We start from the raw sequence: 13,243 nt of genomic DNA, 5'->3' as shown, positions 1-13,243 counted from the left end.
TTGTCATCCGTGGCGTTTATCAGGCCTTGGATTTTTTCTTGTTGTCCACCTTGGTGTCGACCTTGGCTGCAACCGGGGCGGCAGCAGGGGCTTCCTCGATGAAGGGACGGCCGTAGTAGGTGTCCATCAGGATGGCTTTCAGCTCGGTGATCAGCGGGTAGCGCGGGTTGGCGCCGGTGCACTGATCATCGAAGGCTTCCAGCGCCAGCTGGTCTACCTTGGCCAGGAAGTCCGCTTCGTTCACGCCGGCTTCGCGGATGGAGGCCGGGATCCCCAGGGTGGCCTTCAGCTCGTCCAGCCAGGTCAGCAGCTTCTCGATCTTGGCGGCGGTACGGTCACCTGCAGCGGTCAGGCCAAGGTGGTCAGCCACTTCGGCGTAGCGACGGCGAGCCTGCGGACGGTCGTACTGGGAGAACGCGGTCTGCTTGGTCGGGTTGTCGTTCGCGTTGTAGCGGATGACGTTGCTGATCAGCAGGGCGTTGGCCAGACCGTGGGGGATGTGGAACTCCGCACCCAGTTTGTGGGCCATGGAGTGGCACACACCCAGGAAGGCGTTGGCAAACGCGATACCGGCGATGGTGGCGGCGTTGTGCACCTTCTCGCGGGCAACCGGGTCGTTGGCGCCGTTGATGTAGCTGGAGGGCAGGTAGTCCTTCAGCAGTTTCAGGGCTTGCAGCGCCTGACCGTCGGAGTATTCGTTGGCCAGTACGGAGACATAGGCTTCCATGGCGTGGGTCACGGCGTCGATACCACCGAAGGCACACAGGGACTTGGGCATGCCCATCACCAGGTTGGCATCCACGATGGCCATGTTCGGGGTCAGCTCGTAGTCGGCCAGCGGGTACTTCATACCGGTGGCGTCGTCGGTCACGACCGCAAACGGGGTCACTTCAGAACCGGTACCGGACGTGGTGGTGATACAGACCAGTTCGGCCTTCACGCCCATTTTCGGGAACTTGTAGATACGCTTGCGGATGTCCATGAAGCGCATGGCCAGGTCTTCGAACGCGGTGTCCGGGTGCTCGTACATGACCCACATGATCTTGGCGGCATCCATGGGTGAACCACCACCCAGGGCGACGATCACGTCCGGCTTGAAGGAGTTGGCCATCTCGGCACCCTTGCGGACCACGGACAGGGTGGGGTCGGCTTCCACTTCGTAGAAGATCTCCACTTCCATGTTCAGTTTCTTGAGCAGGCGAACCACTTCATCGGCATAGCCGTTGTTGAACAGGAAGCGGTCGGTCACCACCATGGCGCGCTTCTTGCCTTCCAGGTCGCCCAGGGCGATCGGCAGGGAACCACGACGGAAGTAGATGGATTTCGGAAGTTTGTGCCACAGCATATTTTCTGCCCGTTTTGCGACTGTCTTCTTGTTGATCAAGTGCTTGGGACCGACGTTCTCGGAGATGGAGTTACCACTCCAGGAGCCGCAACCCAGGGTCAGGGACGGGGCCAGCGCGAAGTTGTACAGGTCACCGATACCACCCTGGGTGGAGGGGGTGTTGATGAGGATACGGGCGGTCTTCATCTTGTCGCCGAAGTACTTGATGCGGTCGGCATTGCGATCCTGGTCGGTATAGAGACCGGAGGTGTGGCCGATACCACCGATGTTGACCATGTCGCAGGCCATTTCGACGGCTTCTTCGAAGTTCTTGGCACGGAACATACCCAGCGTCGGGGAGAGTTTCTCGTGAGCGAACTCGTCTTCTGCGCAGAGTTCCAGACCTTCACCGATGAGGATCTTGGTGGTGGCAGGCACGGTCACACCGGCCATGGCGGCGATCTTGGTAGCAGGCTGGCCCACGATGTCGGCGTTCAGGGCGCCGTTGATCAGCAGCACTTTACGCACCTTGTCCGCTTCGTCCTTGGAGAGGATGTAGCCGGCGTGGGTCGCGAAACGCTCCTTGACCTGGTTGTAGATGGAGTCGACCACGATGACAGCCTGCTCGGAGGCACAGACCACGCCGTTGTCGAAGGTCTTGGACATCAGGATGGAGGCGACGGCACGCTTCACGTCGGCGGTTTCGTCGATGACGATGGGCACGTTGCCCGCACCCACGCCGATGGCGGGTTTGCCGGAGGAGTAGGCGGCCTTCACCATGCCCGGGCCACCGGTGGCCAGGATCAGGTTGATGTCGTCGTGACGCATCAGGGCGTTGGAGAGTTCGACGGAGGGTTGATCAATCCAGCCGATGATGTCTTTCGGCGCACCGGCAGCCACGGCAGCATCCAGTACCAGCTTGGCAGCGGTATTGGTGGAGTTCTTGGCGCGGGGGTGCGGGGAGAAGATGATGGCGTTGCGGGTCTTCAGGGAGATGAGGGCCTTGAAGATCGCGGTGGAAGTCGGGTTGGTGGTCGGTACGATACCGCAGATGATGCCTACCGGCTCGGCGATGGTGATGGTGCCCATCTCGTCATCTTCACTGAGGATGCCGCAGGTCTTCTCATCTTTGTAGGCGTTGTAGATGTATTCGGAGGCGAAGTGGTTCTTGATAACCTTGTCTTCGATGATACCCATGCCGGATTCAGCCACGGCCATCTGGGCCAGGGGGATACGGGCGTTGCTGGCGGCCAGAGCGGCGGCGCGGAAGACCTTGTCTACCTGCTCTTGCGAGAAGCTGGCGAATTGACGCTGTGCTTCTTTGACGCGGGCAACCAGTGCATCCAGTTCAGCCAAATTGGTTACTGCCATGTTTATCTCCTGATGATTTGAAAACTGTTTAGTAAGACCTTGGCAATGCCCGGCAATTATAGCCACCTTGTCAAGGCGAGAATCACCATAACGGGGTATTTACATGCCTTAGTAAACTGTTTTCTGACTCGATTATAGGGTCGGGATGTGTCAGAAAAGATTGATCTGGATCATATGTAACAAAAGAACAAAAGAAATTTTGTTTCACCCCTTATCGCACCACTATGTTACGGGAGTGTGTCATCCTTTCTTGGCATCACGAGCTGCTGTCACGCGCCCTGGGAATATCTGCTCAGGGAAGGGGATCCGATGAATTCTCGCCTTGACCGGGATGGGGGGAGGCGGTATCGCCGTGATGGTGGCAGAACGTCCACTCCCCTGACGTTTCATTTATGTTGAGAAAGGGGTTGTTGTTTTCATCCAGTCGCCCTGGCGAAACAGCACATCTGGCGGTGGCTGGGAGCTTGTCACCTCTGCACAGCCGGCCCCACTGGCGCCGCACCAGGGTGAGAAAGGCCAAAATCGGGGTCACAGGAGCGGGTGGGGGCGGCAAGCAGGCGTGGTGAGAAGCAAGGGTGCCATTTACCGAAAATATCGTTTCTTGGCTGAGGGTTGATATAACGCGCTGCCATGGCACCCGGCGATGTTAATGACGACCTCTCTCCCTTAACAACCCGATATGTTGAATTTTTTCGATACATTAGCGGAACTAACTGAAAAGCCCCGGTAAGGGTGAGATTATTTGATTGGAGAAGGGAAAAGCCATGGTGTAAATTTACGCGCAGTTTGGGGGCTGGCCCCTTGTGGCTCGTATTGGTTCTGGATGGCGCCTATGGCAGCAATAGACTTCTCTTTATACCTGAAATTTTTCGTCGGCCTGTTCGCGATCATCAACCCGCTGGGTCTGTTGCCGGTCTTTGTGAGCCTGACGGGCCACATGTCGCCGGAGGAGCGACGCAAGACCAACACCACCGCCCACATTGCCGTGATGATCATCCTGATGGTCTCCATGTGCATGGGACAGCTCATCCTCGACAGTTTCGGCATCTCCCTGGCGTCGTTTCGCATTGCCGGTGGCTCGCTGATTACCCTGATCGCATGGTCCATGCTGCAGGGCAAGCTGGGGGAGGTGAAGCACAACAAGCAGGAGAAGGGTGAACTGGCTGCGCGTGAATCCATTGCCGTGGTGCCCTTGGCACTGCCGCTGATGGCCGGACCCGGTGCCATCTCCTCTTCCATCGTCTATGCCAGCCAGAAGACCCTGCCCCAGATGGCCGGCATGTTCGTGGTGGTGGTGGCGTTTGCCTGCTGCTCCTGGCTCATCTTCCGCGCCGCTCCCCTGCTGTTCAAGCTGATGGGCAACACCGGCATCAACGTGGTGACCCGTATCATGGGTCTCATCATGATGTCCCTTGGCATCGAGATCATCGTGGCGGGCATCAAGGGAGTCTTCCCCGGTCTGGTGTGAGCCAGGTCCGTTTTTGTCGGAGCCGGTCCTTGTGACCGGCTTTTTATTGTTTCTTTTTTGTTGGTCATTTCCTAGAATCGAGCGGCCTTGTACGAAAAACGACCGCTACGGGATATTTAAATGCTGAATAAATGGTTTTAAGTTGTTTTTTTGACCATGAAAGCGGCCTGTTCCTGATGATATCTATTGCATTATCAGAATTGTCAGGGAATTATGCGGGCAGCGAGGTGTTTGTCTCGTGGATAACAAATGCATGGAATGTTCTTGTTGGAGTATGGAAATGACTCATAGAAAAACAATTATTAATACCCTTTTATTGACTGCACTTTTCGGTGGCGCCACCCTGGCTCACGCCGCCGATGTCCCCGCCGGTACCAAGCTTGCTCCCGAGCAAACCCTGGTGAAAGGCAATGGTTCCGAACCCGCCACCCTGGATCCCCAGAAAGTGGAAGGTACCCCCGAATCCAACGTATTGCGTGACCTGTTCGAAGGTCTCGTCTCCTCCGGCCCCAAGGGCGAAACCCTGCCCGGCGTCGCCGAGTCCTGGGAAACCAAGGATAACAAACATTACGTGTTCCACCTGCGCAAGGATGCCAAGTGGTCCAACGGGGATCCCGTCACCGCTCATGACTTCGTCTTTGCCTTCCAGCGCGCGGTGGATCCCAAGACGGCCTCTCCCTACTCCTGGTACATGGAGATCCCGACCATCATCAATGCCTCCGACATCATCGCGGGCAAGAAGCCGGCCGACACTCTGGGCGTGAAGGCGGTGGACGATCACACCTTCGAGGTGCAGCTGGAGAAGGCGGTGCCTTACTTCGTCAGCATGCTCTCCCACACCACCACCTATCCGGTCCCGAAGAAGGTGATCGAGAAGTTCGGTGACAAGTGGACCCAGCCCGGCAACATGGTATCCAACGGCGCCTACGTGCTGAAGGACTGGGTGGTCAACGAGCGCGTCGACGTCGAGCGCAACCCCAACTACTGGAACAACGGCAAGACCGTCATCAACAAGGTGACCTACCTGCCCATCCAGTCCACCAACGCCGAGCTGAACCGCTATCTGGCTGGCGAAGTGGATCTGACCTACAACATGCCCATCGAACGCTTCAAGCAGATGAAGAAAGAGCTGCCGGACGAAGTAAAGGTCAGCGGCTATGTGGGCACCTACTACTACCAGTACAACTTCAAGCACAAGCCGTTTGACGACGTGCGGGTGCGTACCGCCCTCTCCTATGCCATCGATCGCAACGTGATCGCCGACAAGGTGATGGGCAAGGGCGAAACCCCGGGCTATACGCTCGTGCCTGACTTTGTAGATGGCTTCAAGCCGGTGGCGCCGGCCTGGTCCAAGCTGACCCAGGCAGAGCGCGATACCAAGGCGAAAGAGCTGCTGACCGAAGCCGGTTACGGCCCGGGCAAGCCGCTCAAGTTCGAGCTGCTCTACAACACCGACGACAACCACAAAAAGGTGGCCGTGGCCGTCGCCTCCATGTGGAAGAAGCTCGGCGTGCAGGTGAGCCTGGTGAACCAGGAGTGGAAGACCTACCTGGAGACCAAGAAGCAGGGTAACTTCGACGTGGGCCGCGCCGGCTGGATTGCGGACTACAACGAAGCCTCCTCCATGCTGGATCTGATGCAGACCACCCACGGCAACAACGACGGCAAATACTCCAACCCGACGTTCGACAAGCTGATGAGTGAGTCCCGCAACCAGGTGGATGCCGAGGCGCGCAACAAGCTCTATGTCCAGGCCGAAGAGATCCTGGCCAAGGACATGCCGATCGCCCCCATCTATCAGTACGTGACCTCCCGCATGGTCAAGCCCTACGTGGGTGGCTACCCGGCCAACCCGCTGGACAACATCTACAGCAAAGACATGTACATCGTTGCTCACTGAGTAAAGAAACAAGTCGCATAACAAGCAGGGCCCGCCAGACGGCGGGCCTTTATTACAACCGCGACCCTTTGGAAGCAGTACAGGACAGGAAATGTCTATGTTGAAATTCATCCTTAAACGTCTATTGGAAGCGATCCCGACTCTGCTGGTCTTGATCACCGTCTCCTTCTTCATGATGCGCTTCGCCCCGGGTAACCCCTTCACCAGCGAACGCGCCCTGCCGCCGGAAGTCCTGGCCAACATCGAAGCCAAATATGGCCTGGACAAGCCCATCGGCATGCAATACCTCACTTACCTCGGCAACCTGGTCCAGGGGGATCTGGGGCCCTCCTTCAAATACAAGGACTTCACCGTCAATGATCTGGTGAGCCAGGCCCTGCCTGTCTCCGCCAAGATAGGCTCGGTCGCCTTCCTGCTGGCGGTGACCCTGGGGGTCACCTTCGGCACCATTGCGGCCTTGAAACAGAACACCCTCATCGACTACCTGTTGATGTCGTCGGCCATGGCCGGGGTGGTGATACCCGGCTTCGTGCTGGCACCGCTGCTGGTGCTCTTCTTCAGTATCTATCTGGGCTGGTTCCCGGCGGGGGGCTGGCAGGGGGGCGGCGCCCAGTTCATGGTACTGCCGGTGTTCGGCATGATGATGTACTACATCTCGGCCATCTCCCGCATCATGCGCGGCAGCATGATCGAGACCATGAACTCCAACTTCATCCGTACCGCCCGCGCCAAGGGGCTGCCCCTGCGCCACATCATCCTCAAGCACGCGCTGCGCCCGGCCATGCTGCCGGTGGTCTCCTACCTGGGACCGGCCTTTGTGGGCATCATCACCGGCTCCGTGGTCATCGAGACCATCTTCGGCCTGCCGGGGATTGGCCAGCTGTTCGTCAACGGTGCCCTCAACCGTGATTACTCCATGGTGCTCGGTCTGACCATTCTGGTCGGGGCGCTGACCATCACCTTTAACGCCGTGGTCGATATTCTCTATGCCGTCATCGATCCCAAGATCCGTTACTAAGCCGGGAGTGCATCATGGTAGTCACAACTGAAAAGCGCGAAGCCGTCGAGGCGTTCGCCCAGCAAGTGGAAGTGGTGGAAGGACGCTCCCTGTGGAAGGATGCCCGTCGCCGTTTCCTGCGCAACAAGGCGGCCCTGACCAGCCTCATCATCCTGACCATCATCGGTCTGGCGGTGATCGTGGGGCCCCACCTGTCCCAGTACACGTTCGATGACCCGGACTGGGGGGCCATGCAGAGTGCCCCGGACATGGAGACCGGCCACTGGTTCGGCACCGACAGCCTGGGGCGCGACCTGTTCGTGCGTACCCTGCTCGGCGGACGCATCTCCCTGATGGTCGGCATCATGGGGGCCCTGGTGGCCGTCATCATCGGCACCCTCTACGGCGCCGCGTCCGGCTTCATCGGTGGTCGCGTCGACAGCCTGATGATGCGCGTGCTTGAGATCCTCAACGCCTTCCCCTTCATGTTCTTCGTGATCATGCTGGTGACCTTCTTCGGTCGCAACCTGGCCCTCATCTTCCTCGCCATCGGGGCGGTGAGCTGGCTCGACATGGCGCGGATCGTGCGCGGCCAGACCCTGAGTCTCAAGAGCAAGGAGTTCATCGAGGCGGCCCACGTCTGCGGCGTCTCCAAGTGGAAGATCATCACCCGTCATATCGTGCCCAACGTGCTCGGCATAGTGGCGGTTTACGCCACCCTGCTGGTGCCGGGGATGATCATGTTCGAATCCTTCCTGAGCTTCCTGGGTCTGGGCGTGCAAGAGCCCATGACCAGCTGGGGCGCCCTGCTGGATGAAGGCTCCAAGTCGATGGAAGTGGCCATCTGGCAACTCCTGTTCCCCGCCGGTTTCATGGTGGTGACCCTGTTCTGCTTCAACTTCCTCGGGGATGGTCTGCGTGATGCCCTGGATCCCAAGGATCGCTGATACCCAGGGACCGGCAAGACGCCAAGGGGCCATCAGACCCGTTCAGGGAACGCACCGCGTTCACCACGGGCAGGCCCCCATCACGACAGCGCGATAAGGAGTACTGAGATGAAATTACTGGATGTGAAAGATCTGCGGGTCGAGTTCAAGACCCCGGACGGCAATGTGGTGGCCGTCAACGACCTCAACTTTTCTCTTTCTGCCGGCGAAACCCTGGGGATCGTCGGGGAGTCAGGCTCAGGCAAGTCCCAGACTGCCTTTGCCATCATGGGGCTGCTGGCCAAGAACGGTGTCATCACCGGCTCGGCCAAATTTCAGGGGGACGAGATCCTCAATCTGCCGGAGCACAAGCTCAACAAGATCCGCTCCGAGAAGATCGCCATGATCTTCCAGGACCCCATGACCTCGCTCAACCCCTACATGAAGGTGAAGGATCAGCTGATGGAAGTGCTGATGCTGCACAAGGGGATGACCAAGGCTGCCGCCTTCGAGGAGTCGGTGCGCATGCTGGACGCGGTGAAGATCCCCGAGTCGCGCAAGCGAATGAACATGTACCCCCACGAGTTCTCCGGCGGCATGCGCCAGCGGGTGATGATCGCCATGGCGCTTCTGTGCCGGCCGCAGCTGCTCATCGCCGACGAGCCGACCACGGCGTTGGACGTGACGGTACAGGCCCAGATCATGACCCTGATGAACGAGCTCAAGCGCGAGTTCAACACCGCCATCATCATGATCACCCACGACTTGGGCGTGGTGGCCGGCATCTGCGACAAGGTGCTGGTGATGTACGCCGGCCGTACCATGGAATACGGCAAGGTGAACGACATCTTCTATCGGCCGAGCCACCCCTACACCGAGGGTCTGCTGCGCGCCATTCCCCGTCTCGACACCGAAGGGGAAGTGCTGCCCACCATCCCGGGCAATCCGCCCAACCTGCTGCGTCTGCCCACCGGTTGCCCCTTCCAGGAGCGCTGCCACCGGGTACACGAGATTTGCGGCCAGCAGTCCCCCATCCTCACCCCGTTCAATGACGGGCGGGAGCGGGCCTGCCACTGGGTGTCGGATGCCATCATCAAGGGAGTGAACTAAATGGGTACTGACAAGAAACTGCTGCTGGAAGTGTCCGACCTCAAGGTTCACTTCCAAATCAAGAGTGACAAGGCCTGGCCCTGGGCCAAGCCCTCCGCCCTGAAGGCGGTGGACGGGGTGACCCTGCGCCTCTACGAAGGGGAAACCCTTGGCGTGGTGGGGGAGTCCGGTTGCGGCAAGTCCACCTTCGCCCGTGCCCTCATCGGCCTGGTGCCGGCCACCGACGGCAAGGTGGTGTGGCTCGGGCAGGATCTGACCAAGCTCGAACAGGGGGCGCTGCGGGAGAAGCGCAAGGAGATCCAGATGATCTTCCAGGACCCGCTGGCGTCGCTCAACCCGCGCATGACCATAGGCGACATCATCGCCGAGCCCCTCATCACCTTCTACCCGGCTCTGGGCAAGGAGGAGGTGAAGGAGAAGGTGCGCACCATGATGACCAAGGTGGGTCTGTTGCCGAACCTGGTGAACCGCTACCCCCACGAGTTCTCCGGTGGTCAGTGCCAGCGCATCGGCATCGCCCGGGCGCTCATCCTCGAGCCCAAGATGATCATCTGTGACGAGCCGGTCTCGGCGCTGGATGTCTCCATCCAGGCCCAGGTGGTGAACCTGCTGAAATCCCTGCAAAAGGAGATGGGGCTCTCCCTCATCTTCATCGCCCACGACCTCTCAGTGGTCAAACACATCTCGGATCGGGTGCTGGTGATGTACCTGGGCAACGCGGTGGAACTCGGCACCGGCAAGGAGATCTTCGCGAACCCCTTGCACCCCTATACCAAGGCGCTGATGTCGGCAGTGCCCATCCCGGATCCGGACGTGGAGCGCAGCAAGACCATCCAGATCCTGGAAGGGGATCTGCCGTCCCCCATGAACCCGCCGTCCGGTTGCGTATTCCGCACCCGCTGCCCGGTGGCAGGCCCGGAGTGCGCCAAGACCCGGCCCCAGCTCGAGGGCAACTTCGACCACGCGGTTTCCTGTCTCAAGGTGGACCCGCTCTGAGGATGGGAGCGTGACAGGGGCGCCCGGGTGGCGCCCCTCTTTTTTGCCTGCCCATCAAATCCTCTCTTGGCGCCAGCGGTTGTCGCTGCTACTATCCGCCTCACAAGGGGAGTAACTTCTCGCCGGTTTGTCGTCATTACGGTGCACCCATATCCTGCAGTGCACCCGGCAGCCGGGCAGTTGACGCAAGTCGGCTGTAAGTGAGACCTTGCCGAGAGGCAAGGTGTATCTGCTCCAAACGCGAACCCACTGCCTCCCGGCCGTGGGTTTTGTCGTTTTGGGAGAAGTGAAAATGGGTGAATGGTGGATGTGGACCGGTTTCTTCAGCATAGTGCTGGTCCTGTTGTGGATTGATATCCGCTTTGTCGGTGGCGGCAAGGCGCACAAGGTGTCGCTGAAAGAGGCGGGCATCTGGTCTCTCATCTGGGTCAGCGTGGCGCTCCTGTTCAACCTGGCCATCTGGCTCTGGCTGGATCACAGTGCCGGGCGCGAAATCGCGAACCAGAAGGGGCTGGAGTTTCTCACCGGCTACCTCATCGAAAAGGCACTGGCGGTGGACAACGTCTTCGTCTGGCTGATGCTGTTCGGCTACTTCGCCATCCCGGCGGAGCTGCAGCGCCGGGTCCTGCTCTACGGGGTGCTGGGGGCCATCGTGATGCGCGCCGGCATGGTGTTCGCGGGCAGCTGGCTCATCGAGCAGTTCCACTGGATCCTCTACCTGTTCGGGGCCTTCTTGCTGCTGACCGGTGCCAAGATGCTGTGGGCGGCCGACAAGGAGCCGGATCTCGAGAACAATGCCCTGCTCGGCTGGATGCGTCGTCGCTTCAAGGTGACCGAGACGCTGGAGGGGGAGAAGTTCTTCGTCTGGCGTGACGGTGTGCGCTACGCGACCCCGCTGCTGCTCATCCTGGTGCTGGTGGAGGTGAGCGACCTCATCTTCGCGGTGGACAGTATCCCGGCCATCTTCGCGGTGACCACGGATCCCTTCATCGTGCTCACCTCCAACATCTTCGCCATCATGGGGCTGCGCGCCATGTACTTCCTGCTGGCCGGGGTGGCCGATCGCTTCGCCCTGCTCAAATACGGCCTGGCGCTGATCCTGATGTTCATCGGGGTCAAGATGTTGCTGCTCGATATCTTCAAGATACCGACCGGCATCGCCCTTGGTGTGGTGGCGCTGATCCTGCTGGCCTCCATGGGGCTGAGTCTGCTGATGACCCGCAAAAAGGTGGCGTGAACGGTGCAGTAAAAAGGGCTCCCTCGGGAGCCCTTTTTCATGTCAGCAATTTGCTTAGCGCTTGATCTTCTTGGGGTTGGTGTAGCCCCAGACGGTGTACATGTCCGCCAAGAGGGCACCGTTGTACTCCTCCAGATCAGATTGTTTCACTTCGGCATCACCCTGGCGTCCGAACAGGACCACCTCGTCACCGGGTTTGATCCCCTTGATGTCGGTGACGTCCACCATGGTGGTGTTCATGGAGGTCTTGCCCACGACGGGGGCCTTCTGGCCATGGATCAGCACATAGGCCTTGTTGCTCATGGCGCGGCGGTAGCCGTCGGAGTAGCCCATCGGCAGGTTGGCAAGCAGGGAGTCGCGCTTGAGGGTGAAGGTGCGGTCATAGCCGACGGTGTTGCCCGCCGGGTAGTGGTTGACGGAGGCGACCTGGGTCTTGAACGCCATCACCTTCTTGTACTCGGTGTAGGAGGGAATGGTGTCGCCATAGATGATGCCGCCCGGGCGCACCATGTCAAAGTAGGCTTCCGGCACTTCCAGGGTTGCGAAGGAGTTGGCGGCGTGGATGGTGAGCTTGCTGCGATCCAGCTTGCCGGCGTCGATGAGCCACTGGTAGTCCAGCTTGAACTGGGCCAGCCCCAGCTTGACGTCCTCTTTCTCCTCCACCGGGAAGTGGGTCATGATGCCGACCGGGGTGATCCCCTTGAGCTTGAGCATGGCCAGGGCATCGGCCTTGGCATCGTCCTGGCGCAGATCGATGCCGTTGCGGCTCATGCCGGCGGAGTTCAGGCCGATGTGCACCGGGATGTTGGTGTCATGGCGCTGGGCGATGTCGGCGATCCCCTTGGCGCTCTCCAGGCTGCCGATGAGCTCTTCCAGCTTGTAGGGCAGGGCCTGCTCCACTTCATCCGGGGTGGCGGCACGCACCCGCATCAGGCGACCTTCGAAGCCCTTCTCGCGGGCAACACGTGCTTCTTCGTTGCTGGCGATGCCGATGCAAGGGATGCCTGCCTTGACCACGGAAGGGACCAGCAGGTCGATGCCGTGACCGTAGGCGTCCGCCTTCATGATGGCGCAGATCTGCGGGCCCTTGTCACCGAGGCGATTCTTCAGGGTCTGGATGTTGTGCTCGAAGGCACCGAGATCCACTTCCAGCCAGGCGTTGGCGGCGGTCTGTTCCTGACCGTTGCGGTGGTCGTCGGCGAGCGGCAGATAGGGGGCGGCGACCGCCTGGCCGGCCAGCAGGCCAAAGATCAGGGTCGCGAGCAGTGTTTTCTTGTGCATGGGGCAAGTCCTTTCTTATTGTCTTGAGTTGAGGCTGGGCTCATCGCTGAGGCGAGCTGCGGCAGGGCTGGTCATAGCATGTTGCTATGCTAATGATATATTTCACTTTTTATCCAGATGCCGACTCTGGGAGTGTATCTCAACGGCGTCAATCGTGGCACGTGTTGCAGGAAGAAAATATGAAGCTGACGTTGCGGATTCCACCGTTGCTGCTGTTCGTCGTCATCGTGCTCGCCATGTGGCTGGGGCGGGGCGAGGGGAGGGCTGCGCCCCTGTGGCTGGTGCTGGTCGCCACGCTGTGGCTGGCGGGAGCCCTGCTGGGGGGCGGCGCGCTTCTGCATTTCTGGCAGCAGCGCACCACCGTGCACCCCCAGCGGCTGGAGAGCAGCCGGGTGCTGGTGACTCGGGGCGTCTATCGCATCAGCCGCAATCCCATGTACCTGGGGCTGCTCTGCTGGACCCTGGCGCTGGCGTGCTATCTGGGAGGCATGGCAGTGTGGCTCGGGCCGCTGCTGCTCTGGGGCTGGCTTACCCGCTTCCAGATCCTGGCAGAGGAGCAGGCGCTGCGGCGACAATTCGGCGATGCCTATGACGACTATTGCCGGCAGGTCAGGCGCTGGTGTTGAGGCGCGG

At 59.9% G+C, this 13,243-nt stretch carries 10 protein-coding genes; 8 read left to right on the top strand and 2 right to left on the bottom strand.

Annotation, left to right across the window (positions count from 1 at the left end):
• Window positions 1–19: 19 nt before the first annotated feature.
• Complete coding sequence (adhE, locus tag H7R73_RS14855) at window positions 20–2,695, bottom strand: bifunctional acetaldehyde-CoA/alcohol dehydrogenase (RefSeq protein ID WP_039038985.1); 2,676 nt, start codon at window positions 2,693–2,695, stop codon at window positions 20–22.
• Window positions 2,696–3,527: 832 nt separating this feature from the next.
• On the opposite strand from adhE, the gene H7R73_RS14850 reads away from it, so the two are divergent.
• The 7 genes from H7R73_RS14850 (at window position 3,528) to H7R73_RS14820 (ending at window position 11,329) form a co-directional block, all read left to right on the top strand.
• Window positions 3,528–4,163, top strand: a complete 636-nt coding sequence (locus H7R73_RS14850) for a YchE family NAAT transporter (protein ID WP_010674328.1) — start codon at window positions 3,528–3,530, stop codon at window positions 4,161–4,163.
• A 280-nt stretch (window positions 4,164–4,443) separates the two neighbouring features.
• The gene (locus H7R73_RS14845; protein ID WP_103259898.1) at window positions 4,444–6,063 is read left to right on the top strand and encodes an ABC transporter substrate-binding protein; all 1,620 of its coding nucleotides are present in this window, start codon (window positions 4,444–4,446) and stop codon (window positions 6,061–6,063) included.
• Between the two features lie 97 nt (window positions 6,064–6,160).
• Window positions 6,161–7,081 (top strand): oligopeptide ABC transporter permease OppB, encoded by a 921-nt coding sequence (oppB, locus tag H7R73_RS14840; RefSeq protein ID WP_010674330.1) that lies wholly within the window; start codon window positions 6,161–6,163, stop codon window positions 7,079–7,081.
• 14 nt (window positions 7,082–7,095) lie between these two features.
• Window positions 7,096–8,007, top strand: coding sequence for an oligopeptide ABC transporter permease OppC (oppC, locus tag H7R73_RS14835; protein WP_103259899.1), 912 nt, complete (start codon window positions 7,096–7,098; stop codon window positions 8,005–8,007).
• A 108-nt stretch (window positions 8,008–8,115) separates the two neighbouring features.
• Window positions 8,116–9,096, top strand: a complete 981-nt coding sequence (locus H7R73_RS14830) for an ABC transporter ATP-binding protein (protein WP_048207411.1) — start codon at window positions 8,116–8,118, stop codon at window positions 9,094–9,096.
• Window positions 9,097–10,092, top strand: a complete 996-nt coding sequence (gene oppF / locus H7R73_RS14825; RefSeq protein ID WP_103259900.1) for a murein tripeptide/oligopeptide ABC transporter ATP binding protein OppF — start codon at window positions 9,097–9,099, stop codon at window positions 10,090–10,092. It begins immediately after the preceding gene.
• A gap of 292 nt (window positions 10,093–10,384) precedes the next feature.
• Window positions 10,385–11,329 (top strand): TerC family protein, encoded by a 945-nt coding sequence (locus tag H7R73_RS14820; RefSeq protein ID WP_103259901.1) that lies wholly within the window; start codon window positions 10,385–10,387, stop codon window positions 11,327–11,329.
• Between the two features lie 54 nt (window positions 11,330–11,383).
• Here the strand turns inward: H7R73_RS14820 and alr are convergent, their stop codons facing one another.
• On the bottom strand, window positions 11,384–12,610 hold the full coding sequence (gene alr / locus H7R73_RS14815) for an alanine racemase (protein ID WP_010674335.1): 1,227 nt from the start codon (window positions 12,608–12,610) through the stop codon (window positions 11,384–11,386).
• A gap of 179 nt (window positions 12,611–12,789) precedes the next feature.
• Between alr and H7R73_RS14810 the strand changes: the two genes are divergently transcribed.
• Window positions 12,790–13,236, top strand: a complete 447-nt coding sequence (locus H7R73_RS14810) for a methyltransferase family protein (RefSeq protein WP_010674336.1) — start codon at window positions 12,790–12,792, stop codon at window positions 13,234–13,236.
• Window positions 13,237–13,243 lie beyond the last annotated feature (7 nt).

Origin of the sequence: Aeromonas sp. WP2-W18-CRE-05 (genome assembly GCF_014168615.1) — a bacterium.
In the GTDB taxonomy this organism is placed as follows: Bacteria; Pseudomonadota; Gammaproteobacteria; order Enterobacterales; family Aeromonadaceae; genus Aeromonas; species Aeromonas caviae.
This window is presented reverse-complemented; position numbering and strand designations above follow the sequence as displayed.

Bases quoted from the DNA above. Each gene is read 5' to 3' on its own strand.
- adhE (WP_039038985.1), bottom strand. From the start codon at position 2,695: ATGGCAGTAACCAATTTGGCTGAACTGGATGCACTGGTTGCCCGCGTC.
- H7R73_RS14850 (WP_010674328.1), top strand. From the start codon at position 3,528: ATGGCAGCAATAGACTTCTCTTTATACCTGAAATTTTTCGTCGGCCTG.
- H7R73_RS14845 (WP_103259898.1), top strand. From the start codon at position 4,444: ATGACTCATAGAAAAACAATTATTAATACCCTTTTATTGACTGCACTT.
- oppB (WP_010674330.1), top strand. From the start codon at position 6,161: ATGTTGAAATTCATCCTTAAACGTCTATTGGAAGCGATCCCGACTCTG.
- oppC (WP_103259899.1), top strand. From the start codon at position 7,096: ATGGTAGTCACAACTGAAAAGCGCGAAGCCGTCGAGGCGTTCGCCCAG.
- H7R73_RS14830 (WP_048207411.1), top strand. From the start codon at position 8,116: ATGAAATTACTGGATGTGAAAGATCTGCGGGTCGAGTTCAAGACCCCG.
- oppF (WP_103259900.1), top strand. From the start codon at position 9,097: ATGGGTACTGACAAGAAACTGCTGCTGGAAGTGTCCGACCTCAAGGTT.
- H7R73_RS14820 (WP_103259901.1), top strand. From the start codon at position 10,385: ATGGGTGAATGGTGGATGTGGACCGGTTTCTTCAGCATAGTGCTGGTC.
- alr (WP_010674335.1), bottom strand. From the start codon at position 12,610: ATGCACAAGAAAACACTGCTCGCGACCCTGATCTTTGGCCTGCTGGCC.
- H7R73_RS14810 (WP_010674336.1), top strand. From the start codon at position 12,790: ATGAAGCTGACGTTGCGGATTCCACCGTTGCTGCTGTTCGTCGTCATC.